The sequence below is a fragment of the Clostridium sp. 29_15 genome, from assembly GCF_001916075.1.
In the GTDB taxonomy this organism is placed as follows: domain Bacteria; phylum Bacillota; class Clostridia; order Clostridiales; family Clostridiaceae; genus Clostridium; species Clostridium lentum.
Genome location: NZ_MNRT01000006.1, coordinates 1 through 15,082 on the forward strand (window position 1 = coordinate 1; position 15,082 = coordinate 15,082).

The 15,082-nt window shown below is 34.3% G+C and carries 13 protein-coding genes, 1 pseudogene and 1 other annotated feature; all 14 genes and pseudogenes read right to left on the reverse strand.

What is annotated here, in order from left to right:
- Nucleotides 1-241: 241 nt before the first annotated feature.
- Nucleotides 242-2,308: an elongation factor G gene (gene fusA / locus BHW04_RS00775; protein WP_022212149.1), complete on the reverse strand. Its 2,067-nt coding sequence runs from the start codon at nucleotides 2,306-2,308 to the stop codon at nucleotides 242-244.
- 76 nt (nucleotides 2,309-2,384) lie between these two features.
- Nucleotides 2,385-2,855, reverse strand: a complete 471-nt coding sequence (gene rpsG / locus BHW04_RS00780) for a 30S ribosomal protein S7 (RefSeq protein WP_022212148.1) — start codon at nucleotides 2,853-2,855, stop codon at nucleotides 2,385-2,387.
- A 162-nt stretch (nucleotides 2,856-3,017) separates the two neighbouring features.
- The gene (rpsL, locus tag BHW04_RS00785) at nucleotides 3,018-3,395 is read right to left on the reverse strand and encodes a 30S ribosomal protein S12 (RefSeq protein ID WP_022212147.1); all 378 of its coding nucleotides are present in this window, start codon (nucleotides 3,393-3,395) and stop codon (nucleotides 3,018-3,020) included.
- 51 nt (nucleotides 3,396-3,446) lie between these two features.
- Entirely contained in the window at nucleotides 3,447-3,689 is a 243-nt protein-coding gene (locus tag BHW04_RS00790) for a ribosomal L7Ae/L30e/S12e/Gadd45 family protein (protein WP_302623254.1), read from the reverse strand.
- A gap of 153 nt (nucleotides 3,690-3,842) precedes the next feature.
- Nucleotides 3,843-7,376 (reverse strand): DNA-directed RNA polymerase subunit beta', encoded by a 3,534-nt coding sequence (gene rpoC / locus BHW04_RS00795; protein ID WP_022212145.1) that lies wholly within the window; start codon nucleotides 7,374-7,376, stop codon nucleotides 3,843-3,845.
- Nucleotides 7,377-7,397: 21 nt separating this feature from the next.
- On the reverse strand, nucleotides 7,398-11,126 hold the full coding sequence (gene rpoB, locus BHW04_RS00800) for a DNA-directed RNA polymerase subunit beta (protein ID WP_186835301.1): 3,729 nt from the start codon (nucleotides 11,124-11,126) through the stop codon (nucleotides 7,398-7,400).
- A 290-nt stretch (nucleotides 11,127-11,416) separates the two neighbouring features.
- Nucleotides 11,417-11,782: a 50S ribosomal protein L7/L12 gene (gene rplL / locus BHW04_RS00805; protein ID WP_022212143.1), complete on the reverse strand. Its 366-nt coding sequence runs from the start codon at nucleotides 11,780-11,782 to the stop codon at nucleotides 11,417-11,419.
- 52 nt (nucleotides 11,783-11,834) lie between these two features.
- Nucleotides 11,835-12,338: a 50S ribosomal protein L10 gene (rplJ, locus tag BHW04_RS00810; RefSeq protein ID WP_186835321.1), complete on the reverse strand. Its 504-nt coding sequence runs from the start codon at nucleotides 12,336-12,338 to the stop codon at nucleotides 11,835-11,837.
- A gap of 36 nt (nucleotides 12,339-12,374) precedes the next feature.
- Nucleotides 12,375-12,497 (reverse strand) — a sequence feature (ribosomal protein L10 leader region).
- Nucleotides 12,498-12,539: 42 nt separating this feature from the next.
- Nucleotides 12,540-13,229, reverse strand: a complete 690-nt coding sequence (gene rplA / locus BHW04_RS00815; RefSeq protein WP_022212141.1) for a 50S ribosomal protein L1 — start codon at nucleotides 13,227-13,229, stop codon at nucleotides 12,540-12,542.
- A gap of 59 nt (nucleotides 13,230-13,288) precedes the next feature.
- Nucleotides 13,289-13,714, reverse strand: coding sequence for a 50S ribosomal protein L11 (gene rplK / locus BHW04_RS00820; RefSeq protein WP_022212140.1), 426 nt, complete (start codon nucleotides 13,712-13,714; stop codon nucleotides 13,289-13,291).
- 70 nt (nucleotides 13,715-13,784) lie between these two features.
- Entirely contained in the window at nucleotides 13,785-14,306 is a 522-nt protein-coding gene (nusG, locus tag BHW04_RS00825; protein ID WP_186835320.1) for a transcription termination/antitermination protein NusG, read from the reverse strand.
- Between the two features lie 38 nt (nucleotides 14,307-14,344).
- Nucleotides 14,345-14,575, reverse strand: coding sequence for a preprotein translocase subunit SecE (gene secE, locus BHW04_RS00830; RefSeq protein WP_022212138.1), 231 nt, complete (start codon nucleotides 14,573-14,575; stop codon nucleotides 14,345-14,347).
- A gap of 59 nt (nucleotides 14,576-14,634) precedes the next feature.
- Nucleotides 14,635-14,784, reverse strand: a complete 150-nt coding sequence (gene rpmG, locus BHW04_RS00835; RefSeq protein ID WP_186835300.1) for a 50S ribosomal protein L33 — start codon at nucleotides 14,782-14,784, stop codon at nucleotides 14,635-14,637.
- A 210-nt stretch (nucleotides 14,785-14,994) separates the two neighbouring features.
- A pseudogene (locus BHW04_RS00840) lies at nucleotides 14,995-15,082 on the reverse strand (elongation factor Tu); the annotation flags it as partial.

Consider the following 15,082-nt stretch of genomic DNA (forward strand, 5'->3'; position numbering starts at 1 on the left):
AATGTAGTCTTACCGTGGTCAACGTGACCAATTGTTCCGATATTTACGTGTGGTTTACTTCTTTCGAATTTTTGCTTTGCCATTTGCAAATTCCTCCTTTTTGGAAATAAAATTATATGATTCATACTAATTATTATTATAATTAATATGTTTTCTAATTCATTATTTATATTTTTTAATATTTGTAATATTGACTATTATTATAATCAATATTACAAATAGTTATTACTTAATTAGTTAATTATTTAGCTCTATTACCAGCTATTTGTTCTTGAATGTTCTTTGGAACTTCTTCATAGTGATCAAATACCATTGAATAAACTCCTCTACCTTGAGATCTTGATCTTAAAGTAGTAGCATATCCAAACATTTCAGATAATGGTACGAATGCTCTTATAACTTGAGCTCCATTAACTGCTTCCATTCCTTCCATTCTACCTCTTCTTGAGTTGATATCACCGATAACATCTCCCATGTACTCTTCTGGTACAGTTACTTCAACCTTCATCATTGGTTCAAGTAATACTGGGCTTGCTTTTTGCATAGCATTTTTGAATGCCATAGATCCAGCAATTTTGAATGCCATTTCTGATGAATCGACTTCGTGGTATGAACCGTGAACTAATTTAACTCTGAAGTTAATAACTTCGTATCCAGCGATTATACCATTCTTAGCTGCTTCTTGGATACCAGCATCGATAGCAGGAATGTATTCTTTTGGAATAGCTCCACCAACGATAGCATTTTCAAATACGTATTCACCTTCAGTTGGTTCCATTTCAATAACAGCGTGACCGTATTGACCTTTACCACCTGATTGCTTAGCATATTTAGCTTCAGCTTTAACAGCTGATCTGATAGTTTCTTTGTAAGCAACTTGAGGAGCACCTACATTACATTCAACTTTGAATTCTCTTTGTAATCTATCAACGATGATATCTAAGTGTAACTCACCCATACCAGCGATGATTGTTTGACCAGTTTCTTGATCTGTCCAAGTCTTGAAAGTTGGATCTTCTTCAGCAAGTTTAGCTAAAGCTAATCCCATCTTTTCTTGACCAGCCTTAGTTTTAGGCTCGATAGCAACTTCGATAACTGGTTCTGGGAATTCCATTGATTCTAATATGATTGGTGCATTTTCATCACATAAAGTGTCACCAGTAGTAGTGTTCTTTAATCCGATGATTGCTCCTAATTCACCTGCTTCTAATGCTTCAACTTCTTCTCTAGTGTTTGAATGCATCTTAACAAGTCTTCCGATTCTTTCTTTCTTACCTTTTGTTGAGTTAAGAACGTAAGAACCACTGTTCATTACACCTGAATAGATTCTTGTAAATGCTAATTTACCAACGAATGGGTCAGTAGCAATCTTGAATGCTAAAGCAGACATTGGTGCATCGTCTGAAGCTGGTCTTGAATCTTCTTCTCCATCTAAGTTTGTTCCAGTTACAGCTGGAATATCTAATGGTGATGGTAAGTAAGCAACAACACCGTTAATCATTTCTTGAACACCTTTGTTCTTGTATGAAGAACCACAAATACATGGTACTATTTCATTAGCTATAGTAGCTTTTCTTAAAGCAGCATGTAATTCTTCTTCTGTTAATTCTTCACCTTCAAGGTATTTTTCCATTAATGTTTCATCAGTTTCAGCGATAGCTTCTATCATAGCCATTCTGTATTCTTCTGCTTGATCAGCTAATTCTGCAGGAATTTCTTCAATTCTTACATCTTTACCTAAATCATCATAAGTAATAATAGCATGGTTTGATATTAAGTCAATCATACCTTTGAATTCTGATTCAGCACCTACTGGTATTTGTATTGGAACTGCATTAGCTTTTAATCTATCTCTTACAGTGTTAACACATCTGAAGAAGTCAGCACCTGTAGCATCCATTTTGTTTACATAAATCATTCTTGGTACTTTGTACTTATCTGCCTGTCTCCAAACAGTTTCAGTTTGAGGTTCAACCCCACTCTTAGCATCAAGAACTGTTACAGCACCGTCAAGAACTCTTAAAGATCTTTCAACTTCTACTGTAAAATCTACGTGTCCTGGAGTATCTATTATGTTTAATTCGTGTCCATTCCACATACAAGTTGTTGCTGCAGAAGTAATTGTTATACCTCTTTCTTGTTCTTGAACCATCCAGTCCATAGTCGCAGCACCTTCGTGTACTTCACCTATTTTATGGCTTCTACCAGTGTAGAATAATATACGCTCAGTTGTTGTTGTTTTACCAGCATCAATGTGAGCCATGATTCCGAAGTTACGGAATTTGTCTAATGGATATTTTCTAGCCATTGTATATCCTCCTCTCAATGAGTAATTTTATATTCGACAAAACTGCTTTGGCATAAGCCAAAACAGTTTCAGTTTATTAGTATCTGTAGTGAGCGAATGCTTTATTAGCTTCTGCCATTTTGTGAGTGTCTTCTCTCTTCTTAACAGCAGCTCCAGTATTGTTAGCTGCATCTAATAATTCTCCAGCTAATCTTTCAGCCATAACTTTTTCGCCTCTTTTTCTAGCAGCAGCTAGTATCCATCTTAAACCTAAAGTTTGTCTTCTCTCAGGTCTAACTTCTATTGGAACTTGGTAGTTAGCACCACCTATTCTTCTAGCTTTTACTTCTAATAAAGGCATAACATTGTTTAAAGCTTCTTCGAATACTTCTAAAGCATCTCTGCCTGTTTTTTGCGCCATTATTTCAAACGCATCGTAGCATATTTTTTGAGCTACTCCTTTTTTACCATCTTCCATAACATTGTTTATTAACTTAGTAACAACCTTTGAGTTATACATTGGATCTGGTAATACATCTCTTTTAGCGATAAATCCTTTTCTTGGCACTTTTCTTCCCTCCTTAATCACTTTTTACTTTTAAGTCATCGGTACTCGGCAACACTTTACATTTGCCGCAAAGTGCTTCGCTTCTTACATCTATATAAATCTAATTAAATTTCTTTAAATCTATGTAAATGCCGAAGATAAGCACTATCTTAGTTTAAGAAACTATTTTTGTTTTGGTCTCTTAGCACCGTATTTAGATCTTCCTTGCATTCTGTTAGCTACACCAGCACAGTCAAGTGCCCCTCTTACGATGTGGTATCTAACCCCAGGAAGGTCCTTAACTCTACCACCTCTTATAAGAACAACGCTGTGCTCTTGTAAGTTGTGTCCTACACCACCGATATATGCAGTAACTTCGAATCCATTTGTAAGTCTTACTCTGGCAACTTTTCTTAAAGCTGAGTTAGGCTTCTTTGGAGTAGTAGTCTTAACAACTGTACAAACTCCTCTTCTTTGTGGACATTCATTTAATGCTGGTGCTGTTGATTTGTTAGCAGCAGATTTTCTTCCTTTTCTAACTAATTGGCTTATAGTTGGCATTTTTTCACCTCCTGAAATTTATTTATCTATATAAATAAGATAAACACAAATTTATTTTTCTATGATTAATGTTGCTGCACTTCTAACTTCAATACCGCTCATCAATCCTAGTTCCTTCATTGTAGAAATTTCTACAATTTTTATGTTTTCTTTTTCCGCTAGCTCTATCAAAGGTGATATCAATCTAGCGTCTGCATCATTAGCTACATATAAAACCTTGCCTTTGCCAAGTTTTATAAATTTTAGACATTGTTTTATTCCAATAACTTTCTTTTCTACAATCTTGTCTAACATGAATCCCCCTCCTAATCTTAGTTCAGGGAGGCATGCTTCAACAAGTTTGCCTCCATGAATCATGTAGACAATCATATTGTAGTGTAGCTTTATAAATCACACAATTGGTATTTTATCATTTAAGCATACACATGTCAATAAAATTGCACTGTATTATTCTATAGTATTTGTAATTTCGACTTCTTCCTCATCGCCTTTTACATCTACATTTAATGATCTATATTTCATCATACCTGTACCAGCTGGAATTAACTTACCTATAATAACATTTTCTTTCAATCCAACTAGTGGGTCTATCTTACCTTTAATAGCTGCTTCTGTAAGAACTCTAGTAGTTTCTTGGAATGATGCTGCTGATAAGAAACTATCAGTTGCAAGTGCAGCCTTAGTGATACCTAGTAATGCGATTTCACCTTGTGCTTCTTCTCCACCAAACTCTCTAACTCTAGCATTTTCAGCATTGTAATCGAACATATCTATCATAGTTCCTGGTAATAATTCAGTATCTCCTGGTTCGCTTACTTTAACCTTTCTAGTCATTTGTCTAACAACAACTTCTAAGTGCTTATCATTGATATCAACCCCTTGAAGTCTGTAAACTTTTTGTACTTCTGAAAGTAAGTATTCTCTAGCACCATCAACACCTTTAATAGCCATAATATCATGTGGATTTACTGAACCTTCAGTAATAACATCCCCAGCTTCTATTATGTCATCGTTAGTTACTTTTAATCTTGATCCAAATGGAATTTCATAACTACGTTCTTCGCCTTCAGCTGTCATTACGTGTACCGTTCTCTTCTTCTTAGTTTCTTCAACTCTTACAGTACCACTAACTTCTGAAACTATAGCAAGCCCCTTTGGTTTTCTAGCTTCAAATAATTCTTCAACTCTAGGAAGACCTTGAGTGATATCGGCACCGGCAACCCCACCTGTATGGAATGTTCTCATTGTAAGCTGAGTACCAGGTTCACCGATTGATTGTGCAGCTATTATACCAACAGCTTCACCAATATTTATTTTTTGTGCTGTTGCTAAGTTCATACCATAACATTTAGCACAAACACCTATTTTACTGTTACATGTGAATACAGATCTTATTCTAACTTCTTTAACGCCTGAATCAGCTATCTTATCAGCCATGTGAGATTCAATAAATGTATCTCTTGGTAATAATAATTCACCTGTTTCTGGGTGGAAGATATCTTCAGCTGTATATCTACCATATAATCTTTCAGCTAATCCTTCGATTACTTCGTTTCCTTCTTTAATTTCAGAAACTAATAATCCTTCTTCAGTTCCACAATCTATTTCTCTTACGATAACATCTTGTGATACGTCAACAAGTCTTCTAGTTAAGTAACCTGAATCCGCTGTCTTAAGTGCTGTATCGGCATTACCCTTTCTCGCACCGTGTGTTGATAAGAAATATTCAAGTACGTCAAGACCTTCTCTGAATGATGCCTTGATTGGTAACTCGATAATCTTACCTGATGGAGCAGCCATAAGCCCTCTCATCCCTGCTAATTGTTTGATTTGTGCCTTAGAACCTCTGGCTCCTGAATCAGCCATCATGAATATTGGATTAAACTTATCCATACTATCCATAAGTGCGTTGGCTACATCTTCAGTTGTCTTAGTCCAAGTAGCAATAACTCTCTCATATCTTTCATCATCAGATATGAATCCTCTTTTATACATCTTTTCTATCTTATCTACAGTTGCTTCTGCTTCAGCTAGTAAAGTGTACTTAGCTTCTGGAACGACCATATCAGATGCTGCTACTGTAATAGCACCAATTGATGAATAGTGGTATCCTAAAGCTTTTATGTTATCTAACATTATTGATGTATTAGTTGGGCCGTGCTTAATATAACACTTATCAATAAGTTTTCCTAATGTCTTCTTAGTAATTAAGAAATCAACTTCAAGATTAAACATAGTTTCTGGATTTTCTCTATCAACATATCCTAAATCTTGTGGAATTGATTCATTGAACATTATCTTACCTACAGTAGTCTTAATGATTCCATGTTTCATTTCACCATTAACTTCTCTAAACATTCTTACATTGATTAATGCGTGAATATCTATAGCTTTAACGTTGTATGCCATTATAGCTTCGTCTACTGATGCAAAATAACTTCCTTCACCTTTACATCCTTCTTTATCCATTGTTAAATAGTATGAACCAAGAACCATATCTTGTGTAGGAACACAAACTGGCTTACCATCAGATGGTTTCATGATATTTCCAGCTGCAAGCATTAAGAATCTTGCTTCTGCTTGAGCTTCTACTGATAATGGAACGTGAACCGCCATTTGGTCACCATCGAAGTCAGCATTGTATGCTGTACATACTAATGGGTGAAGCTTGATTGCTCTACCTTCAACTAATACAGGTTGGAATGCTTGAATACCAAGTCTGTGTAGAGTAGGAGCACGGTTAAGTAATACTGGATGATCAGTAATAACTTCTTCAAGTATATCCCATACTTGATTGTTTACTCTTTCTACCATTCTCTTAGCACTCTTAATATTGTGAGCTATTCCATCTTCAACTAGTTTCTTCATTACGAAAGGCTTGAATAATTCTAAAGCCATTTCTTTTGGTAAACCACATTGGTACATTTTTAATTCAGGTCCAACAACGATAACTGATCTTCCTGAATAGTCAACTCTCTTACCAAGTAAGTTTTGTCTAAATCTACCTTGCTTACCTTTAAGCATATCTGATAATGATTTAAGGGCTCTGTTTCCAGGACCTGTTACTGGTCTTCCCCTTCTACCGTTATCTATAAGAGCATCAACAGCTTCTTGAAGCATTCTCTTTTCATTTCTAACGATTATATCAGGAGCTCCTAAATCTAAAAGCTTCTTTAATCTGTTATTTCTGTTGATAACTCTTCTATATAAGTCATTTAAATCAGATGTTGCAAATCTTCCACCATCTAATTGAACCATTGGTCTTAAGTCTGGTGGTATTACAGGAATTACGTTTATAACCATCCATCTTGGATCATTTCCTGATTTTCTGAAAGATTCTACTACTTCTAATCTTCTGATAACTCTTATTTTCTTTTGTCCGCTGCTAGTTTTTAGCTCTTCTTTTAATTCTTTTGATTGAGATTCTAAGTCTATTTCACCTAGTAACTCTTGAACAGCTTCAGCACCCATTCCAGCTACAAAGCTTTCTTCACCAAACTTATCTACTGCTTCTCTATATTCTTTTTCGCTTAAAAGCTGTTTCTTTAATAAAGAAGTTTCCTTTGGATCAATAACTACATAAGAGGCAAAATAAAGTATCTTTTCAAGTGCTCTTGGTGACATATCTAAAAGTAATCCCATTCTAGATGGAATACCTTTGAAGTACCAAATGTGAGAAACGGGAGCAGCAAGCTCTATGTGCCCCATTCTTTCTCTTCTTACCTTAGCTTTAGTAACTTCAACACCACATCTATCACAAACAATACCTTTGTATCTTACTCTCTTATATTTACCACAATGACACTCCCAGTCTTTCATAGGTCCAAAAATTCTTTCACAGAATAGACCATCTCTTTCAGGCTTAAGTGTTCTATAGTTAATTGTTTCAGGTTTTTTAACTTCACCTCTTGACCATTCTCTTATCTGATCTGGAGAAGCTAATCCTATTTGTATAGCATCAAAATTGTTTAATTCAAACAAGGGTATATCCTCCCTTCAATATTAGTGTTCATCGTTGACAAAATCGTCTAAATCTAACTCTTCATGGAACCCATCTAATGTAAATGCATCTAAATCTATATCTTCTTCAACATCTATGTCAGCATCTACTTCATTGTTATCATTAGCTGAAATATAACTATCATCTGCAACAGATTGTGTATTTCCTAAATCTTCAGTTCCCTCTATGTTAACTTCTAAATCTTCTATATCATCTTCGCTAAATTCTTTTAATTTAACTTCTTCGTTATTATCATTTAATACTTTAACATCTAAGCATAAAGCTTGTAATTCTTTAATAAGAACCTTAAATGATTCTGGTACTCCTGGTTCAGGGATGTTTTCTCCCTTAACAATAGCTTCATATGTCTTAACTCTTCCTACAACATCATCTGATTTAACAGTTAATATTTCTTGTAATGTATGAGCAGCACCATATGCTTCTAAAGCCCAAACTTCCATTTCCCCAAATCTTTGACCACCAAATTGTGCCTTACCTCCTAATGGTTGTTGTGTAACAAGTGAGTAAGGTCCTGTTGATCTTGCGTGGATCTTATCATCAACTAAATGGGCAAGCTTTAAGATATACATTATACCTACCGTTACTTCATTATCAAATGGTTCACCTGTTCTACCATCGTATAGTACAGTCTTTCCATTTGCATTATATCCAGCTTCTTCTAAATATTTTTCAATATCTTTTTCTGTAGCACCATCAAATACAGGAGTAGCTATGTGCCATCCTAATTTGCTTGAAGCCCATCCTAAGTGAACTTCTAATACCTGCCCGATATTCATACGTGATGGAACCCCTAATGGATTTAAACAAATTTGTAATGGTCTACCATCTGGTAAGAATGGCATATCTTCTTCTGGTAATACTCTTGAGATAACCCCTTTATTACCGTGACGTCCAGCCATCTTATCCCCAACAGAAATTTTTCTCTTTTGAGCGATATAACATCTAACAAGTTCATTAACTCCTGGATTTAATTCATCACCGTTTTCTCTAGTGAATATCTTAACATCAACTATGATACCAGCTTCACCATGTGGTACTCTTAATGATGTATCTCTTACTTCTCTAGCTTTTTCACCGAAAATAGCTCTTAATAATCTTTCTTCAGCTGTTAATTCAGTTTCTCCCTTAGGTGTTACTTTACCAACTAGGATATCCCCTGATCTAACTTCAGCACCAATTCTGATTATACCTCTATCATCAATGTTTTTAAGAGCATCTTCACTTACGTTTGGTATGTCTCTTGTTATTTCTTCTGGTCCTAACTTAGTATCTCTAGCTTCACATTCATACTCTTCAATGTGGATTGAAGTAAATACGTCTTCTCTAACTAATTCTTCTGAAATTAGCATCGCATCTTCGTAGTTATAACCTTCCCAAGTTATGAATCCCATTCTGATGTTTTTACCTAATGCTATTTCTCCTAAATCTGTAGCTGGACCATCTGCTAATACTTGGTTCTTAAATACCATTTCTCCCTTATCAACTAAAGGTCTTTGGTTTATACAAGTACCTGGGTTACTTCTCTTAAATTTAAGTAATTTATAAGTATCAATTCCACCGTCTGCATCTCTCTTGATTCTGATTTCATCAGCACTTACATAAACAACTGTACCTGAGTTTTTAGCCTTAGGTAAAACTCCTGAATCAGCAGCTGCTCTATACTCAATTCCTGTACCAACGATAGGTGCTTGTGGCTTTAATAATGGAACCGCTTGACGTTGCATGTTGGCTCCCATCAGTGCTCTAGAAGCATCATCGTTCTCTAAGAATGGAATCATTGCTGTTGCAACAGAAACTATTTGTCTTGGAGATACGTCGATTAAATCTACTTGTGATGCATTAACTACTAATGTATCATCTTTATGTCTTACAGTTACTCTACTTTCAACAAACTTATTATCAGGTCCAATCGGTTCCTTAGCTTGTGCTATTAAGTATAAATCTTCTTCATCAGCTGTGAAGTATCTTATTTCATCTGTAACCGTTCCAGTTTCTTTATCTACAATTCTATATGGAGTTTCAATAAATCCATATTCATTAACCTTAGCATAAGTTGCTAATGAGTTAATAAGACCTATATTTGGTCCTTCAGGAGTTTCTATTGGACACATTCTACCATAATGAGAATGATGAACGTCTCTTACTTCAAACCCAGCTCTTTCTCTTGAAAGTCCTCCTGGTCCTAAAGCTGATAATCTTCTCTTGTGAGTTAATTCTGATAATGGATTTGTTTGATCCATGAATTGTGATAATTGTGAGCTACCAAAGAATTCTTTTATAGCAGCTGCAACTGGTCTTATATTGATTAGCATTTGTGGTGTAATAGCTTCTTGGTCTTGAATAGTCATTCTTTCCTTAACTACTCTTTCCATTCTTGATAAACCAATTCTAAATTGGTTTTGAAGTAATTCACCAACAGATCTTAATCTTCTATTTCCTAAATGATCAATATCATCTGTATAACCTATACCATAAGCTAAACCTATTTCGTAACTAATTGTTGCGAAAATATCGTCTCTAACTATATGTTTTGGTATTAATCTAGTGATATTTTTCTTTATTTCTTCCTTAATTGTAGCTTCATCATCATAATTGTCTAATATTTCCATTAGAGTTGGATAATGAACAGCCTCTCTTATATTTAAATCACTTATATCAAATGGTACAACCTTATTGATATCTACAAAGTAGTTACCAATTACTCTAACTACTCTATCTTCAACTAATACATCTACGGAATTTATTCCAGCACATTGTATTGCTTCAGCCATTTCTCTGCTAATTTTTTCACCTTGTTCAACCATTACTTCTCCAGTTGAAGGGTTAATAATGTCAACAGCAGCGATTTGATTTATTAATCTTAAATTAATAGCTAACTTTCTATTAAATTTATATCTACCTACTCTAGATAAGTCATATCTTTTAGCATCAAAGAATAATGAATCAATTAAAGATACAGCGCTATCCACAGTTGGTGGTTCACCTGGTCTTAATCTCTTATATATTTCTAATAATGCTTCTTCTCTAGTTTTAGTATTATCTTTTTCAATTGTAGCCTTAAATCTTTCTTCTTCACCAAAGTACTCAAGTAACTCTTGGTCGCTTCCATAACCCATAGCTCTTGCTAAAATACTTATAGGTAACTTTCTTGTCTTATCTATTCTTACATAGATAACATCATTTGAATCGGTTTCGTACTCTAACCAAGCACCTCTATTAGGTATTACAGTTGAAGCAAATAATTTCTTACCACTCTTATCAATTGTGTTGCTGTAATAAACACCTGGTGATCTAACTAACTGGCTTACAACAACTCTCTCAGCCCCATTAATTATGAAAGTACCTTGCTCAGTCATTAATGGGAAATCTCCCATAAATACTTCTTGTTCTTTTATTTCTCCAGTATCATTGTTAGTTAGTCTAACTGATACTTTTAGTGGTGCCGCATAAGTAGAATCTCTCTCTTTACACTCTTCCACTGAGTATTTAATATTATCCATATCTAGTTTGTAGTCTACAAACTCAAGTACAAGATTTCCAGTAAAATTTGATATAGGATTTATATCATCAAATACTTCAAGTAATCCTTCTTTAAGGAACCACTCATACGAATCTAATTGTACTTCAATTAAATTTGGCATTTCGGTTACATCTTTAACCTTAGCAAAACTCATTCTTGTTCTTTTTCCGACTTGGACAGGATGTACCATGAATCTTCACCCCTTGTATAAAAGTAAAATAACCAAAAGCATAATTTCCCTAAGGACTTTTGCTTTCGGAGAGCATCACGTTCTAGTATAACCAACCATTAGTTAATTATACCTATTTTCTTAAGAATATATAATATCCCATATTGAATAGTACATTTGATAATAGTATCATAACCTTAATCATTTGTCAATATTCACTTTTTCTTTTTTCTTTCATTTTTCTACCCTTACATATAAGGGCAAGAAAAAAGGTGCTATAAAGCACCTTTTATATATAATTTCTAAAGAAATTATTTAACTTCTACTTCAGCTCCAACTTCAGCTAATTTAGCTTTCATGTCTTCAGCTTCTTCTTTAGAAACAGCTTCTTTTAATGTCTTAGGAGCTCCATCAACTATTTCCTTAGCTTCTTTTAATCCTAATCCAGTTAATTCTCTAACAACTTTGATTACTTTAATCTTGTTAGCACCAGCGTTAGCTAATACTACGTCGAATTCTGTTTTTTCTTCTGCTGCAGCACCTGCAACAGCTCCACCTACAACAGCAACTGGAGCAGCAGCGCTAACACCAAATTCCTCTTCGCAAGCAGTTACTAATTCGTTTAATTCTAAAACTGTCATTTCTTTTATAGCTTGAATGATATCTTCTCTTGTCATTTTAATTGCACCTCCAAAAATTTTAAAAAACAATGTGTCTTATATCAGTTTATTATTCAGCTGATTCTGATTCTTTTTTATCTTTAATTGCATTAATTAAATATGCAAAGTTTGATAATGGAGCTTTGAAGCTTCCAAGAAGTTTTGCAATAAGCACTTCTTTTGATGGGATAGTTGCAAGTTTTTCAACTCCAGTCTTGTCATAAACAATACCGTCAACAATACCAGCTTTTAATTCTAATTTCTTGTGATCTTTAGCGAAGTTATTTAATACTCTTGCTGGAGCAGTAGCATCTTCGTATCCGAATGCTATTGAAACTGGCCCTTCTAAGTATTGAACTACATCACCTAATCCTAATTCGTTAGCAGCTCTTGTTACTAAAGAGTTTTTGTAAACTTTGTATTCAACACCAGCTTCTCTTAAACTCTTTCTTAGCATTGTATCTTCTTCAACTGATAAACCTTGGTAATCAGCTAAAACAACACCTTGAGCTTTTTCTAACTTTTCTTTGATTTCAAGAACTTTAGCTTCTTTAATTTGTCTGTTCTTCTTTATCACTGTGTGTCCACCTCCTCACAGTTTAAAAACTGTTTTCTTAATAAGAAAGGTCTTCCTTGTAGACGCAGGAAGACCCAATATATAATCGGAACTCCTCGGTAGGTAACTATTACGTCTTGCGACACCCACTGTCTACGGAAGTTATATTCTTTTTTTCAACAAAATTTATTATAATATAGACTTTTTTTTATGTCAATACTAATCTAAAACTTTTGTTGGGTTAATTTTAGCTCCAGGACCCATTGTGCTTGAAACAGATACAGATTTGATGTATTGTCCCTTAGCAGCAGCTGGTTTAGCTTTTACTAAAGCATCCATTAAAGTCTTGAAGTTATCTTGTAATTTTTCTGCACCGAAAGATTTCTTTCCGATTGGGCAGTGAACGATAGCAGTTTTATCAACTCTGTATTCAACCTTACCAGCTTTGATATCAGCTATAGCTTTAGCTACATCAAATGTAACTGTTCCTGATTTAGGGTTTGGCATTAATCCCTTAGGTCCTAATACTCTACCTAATCTACCAACAACACCCATCATATCTGGAGTTGCAACAACTACATCGTAGTCAAACCAGTTTTCACCTTGGATCTTTTGAACTAATTCATCAGCTCCAACGAAATCTGCTCCTGCTTCTTGAGCTTCTTTAGCTTTATCACCTTTAGCGAATACTAAAACTTTTACTGATCTACCAGTTCCGTGTGGAAGAACTACTGCTCCTCTTACTTGTTGATCAGCATGTCTTGGGTCTACCCCTAATCTTACGTGTAATTCGATTGTTTCATCGAATTTTGCTTTAGCAGTTTTAACAGCTAAATCTAAAGCTTCAGCTGGTGTATATAAAACGCTTTTGTCAACTAATTTTGAACTTTCAACATATTTCTTTCCCATTGTTATGCCTCCTTTGTGGTTTTAGCGGTTTTTACCTCCCACTATTTAAAAACTTAGAATTACTCAGTTATAGTAACACCCATACTCTTAGCTGTTCCTTCGATCATGCTCATAGCAGTTTCGATTGATGCAGCATTTAAATCAGGCATTTTTAATTCAGCAATTTTTCTAACTTGCTCTTTTGTTAAGCTACCAACTTTAGTTCTGTTTGGTACTCCTGAACCGCTTTCTAATCCTAATTCTTTTTTAATTAAAACTGCAGCTGGTGGAGTTTTTAATATAAAGCTGAATGATCTATCTTGATATACTGTAATTACTACTGGTATTATTAATCCAGCTTGGTTAGCAGTTTTTGCGTTGAATTCCTTACAGAATCCCATAATGTTAACACCGTGTTGTCCTAATGCTGGCCCAACTGGTGGTGCTGGTGTTGCCTTTCCTGCAGGAAGTTGTAATTTTATCATTCCTGTTACTTTCTTAGCCATTTACTATTCCTCCCTATAATGTGGTAATACGGACTTTTTGCCCTCCCACTTAATTAAACATTAGTTTTTATTAAACTAATTTTTCTACTTGGTTAAAATCTAATTCGGCTAAAGTTTCTCTGCCGAACATGTCGATTAAAGCTTTCATCTTGTGCTTTTCTAGATTGATTTCCTGGATAATAGCCACGAATCCTTTTAAAGGTCCAGAGATAACTTCAACACTCTCCCCTACTTCTAAATCAATTTCTATAGCACTTTCTGAAATGCCCATAGATTCAACTTCTTCATCAGTAAGCGGAACTGGTTTAGATCCTGGTCCAACAAATCCTGTAACTCCTCTTGTATTTCTAACAACGTACCAAGACTCATCTGTCATGAACATTCTTACAAGAACATACCCTGGAAATTTCTTTTTTAAAGAAACTTTTTGTTTACCATCTTTTTCTTCGATAACTTCTTCCATTGGAACTTGTATATCTAAAAGTAAAGATTCAAGGTTTCTATTTTCTACAGTTTTTTCAAGATTAGCTTTAACCTTATTCTCATAACCTGAGTATGTATGTACTACATACCATCTTGCTCTTTCACTCATATTTACCTTAGATGAGAAACTCACCTAAACCTCCTTTATTACAAATTAAAAATAAACTTAAAGAGGTTTGTAAAAATTAAATCTAACCCGCCAACTAATATTAAATATATTAGCACGACTACTCCTACAGCAATTAATGCTTTTTTAGTATCATCTTTTGAAGGCCAAGTTATCCTCTTAACTTCTGCTTTCATCTCTTTAAAGAATTTAAAGTGATTATTCTTTTCAGAAGCCTTACTTTTTATATTTACATTTTCTTTAACAGCCATCACTTCACATCCTTAAAACTATTGTGAATATGTGTCATTTTTAAACAAGCTAATTAAAATTATTTTGTTTCTTTGTGATTAGTATGTGTCTTACAGAATCTGCAATACTTCTTCATTTCCATTCTGTCTGGATTGTTTTTCTTGTTTTTCATTGTGTTGTAGTTTCTTTGCTTACACTCTGTGCATGCTAATGTTATTTTAACTCTCACAGTCTGCACCTCCAGTTATTAATTAATATATTAAGTCTGTATGCTATTGTGCTATTCATATTCATTAATTACTTAAACACTCTAACATAAAGGCTTTATTATGTCAATAATATTAGCTTTCTAAAGGACTAGGTAATGAAACCCAGTCCTTTTCCAATATTACTTAATATCATTATATTATATTAAACATTTTTTATGTTAAAGTAGGAATTATCCTAAAACTTTAGTAACAACTCCTGAACCTACAGTTCTTCCACCTTCTCTGATGGCAAATCTTAATCCTTCATCCATAGCAACT

Coding starts and splice junctions, on each gene's coding strand:
- rpoB (WP_186835301.1), bottom strand. CDS start 11,126: ATGGTACATCCTGTCCAAGTCGGAAAAAGAACAAGAATGAGTTTTGCT.
- rplA (WP_022212141.1), bottom strand. CDS start 13,229: ATGGGAAAGAAATATGTTGAAAGTTCAAAATTAGTTGACAAAAGCGTT.
- BHW04_RS00790 (WP_302623254.1), bottom strand. CDS start 3,689: ATGTTAGACAAGATTGTAGAAAAGAAAGTTATTGGAATAAAACAATGT.
- nusG (WP_186835320.1), bottom strand. CDS start 14,306: ATGAGTGAAAGAGCAAGATGGTATGTAGTACATACATACTCAGGTTAT.
- rplL (WP_022212143.1), bottom strand. CDS start 11,782: ATGACAAGAGAAGATATCATTCAAGCTATAAAAGAAATGACAGTTTTA.
- rpsL (WP_022212147.1), bottom strand. CDS start 3,395: ATGCCAACTATAAGCCAATTAGTTAGAAAAGGAAGAAAATCTGCTGCT.
- secE (WP_022212138.1), bottom strand. CDS start 14,575: ATGGCTGTTAAAGAAAATGTAAATATAAAAAGTAAGGCTTCTGAAAAG.
- rplK (WP_022212140.1), bottom strand. CDS start 13,714: ATGGCTAAGAAAGTAACAGGAATGATAAAATTACAACTTCCTGCAGGA.
- fusA (WP_022212149.1), bottom strand. CDS start 2,308: ATGGCTAGAAAATATCCATTAGACAAATTCCGTAACTTCGGAATCATG.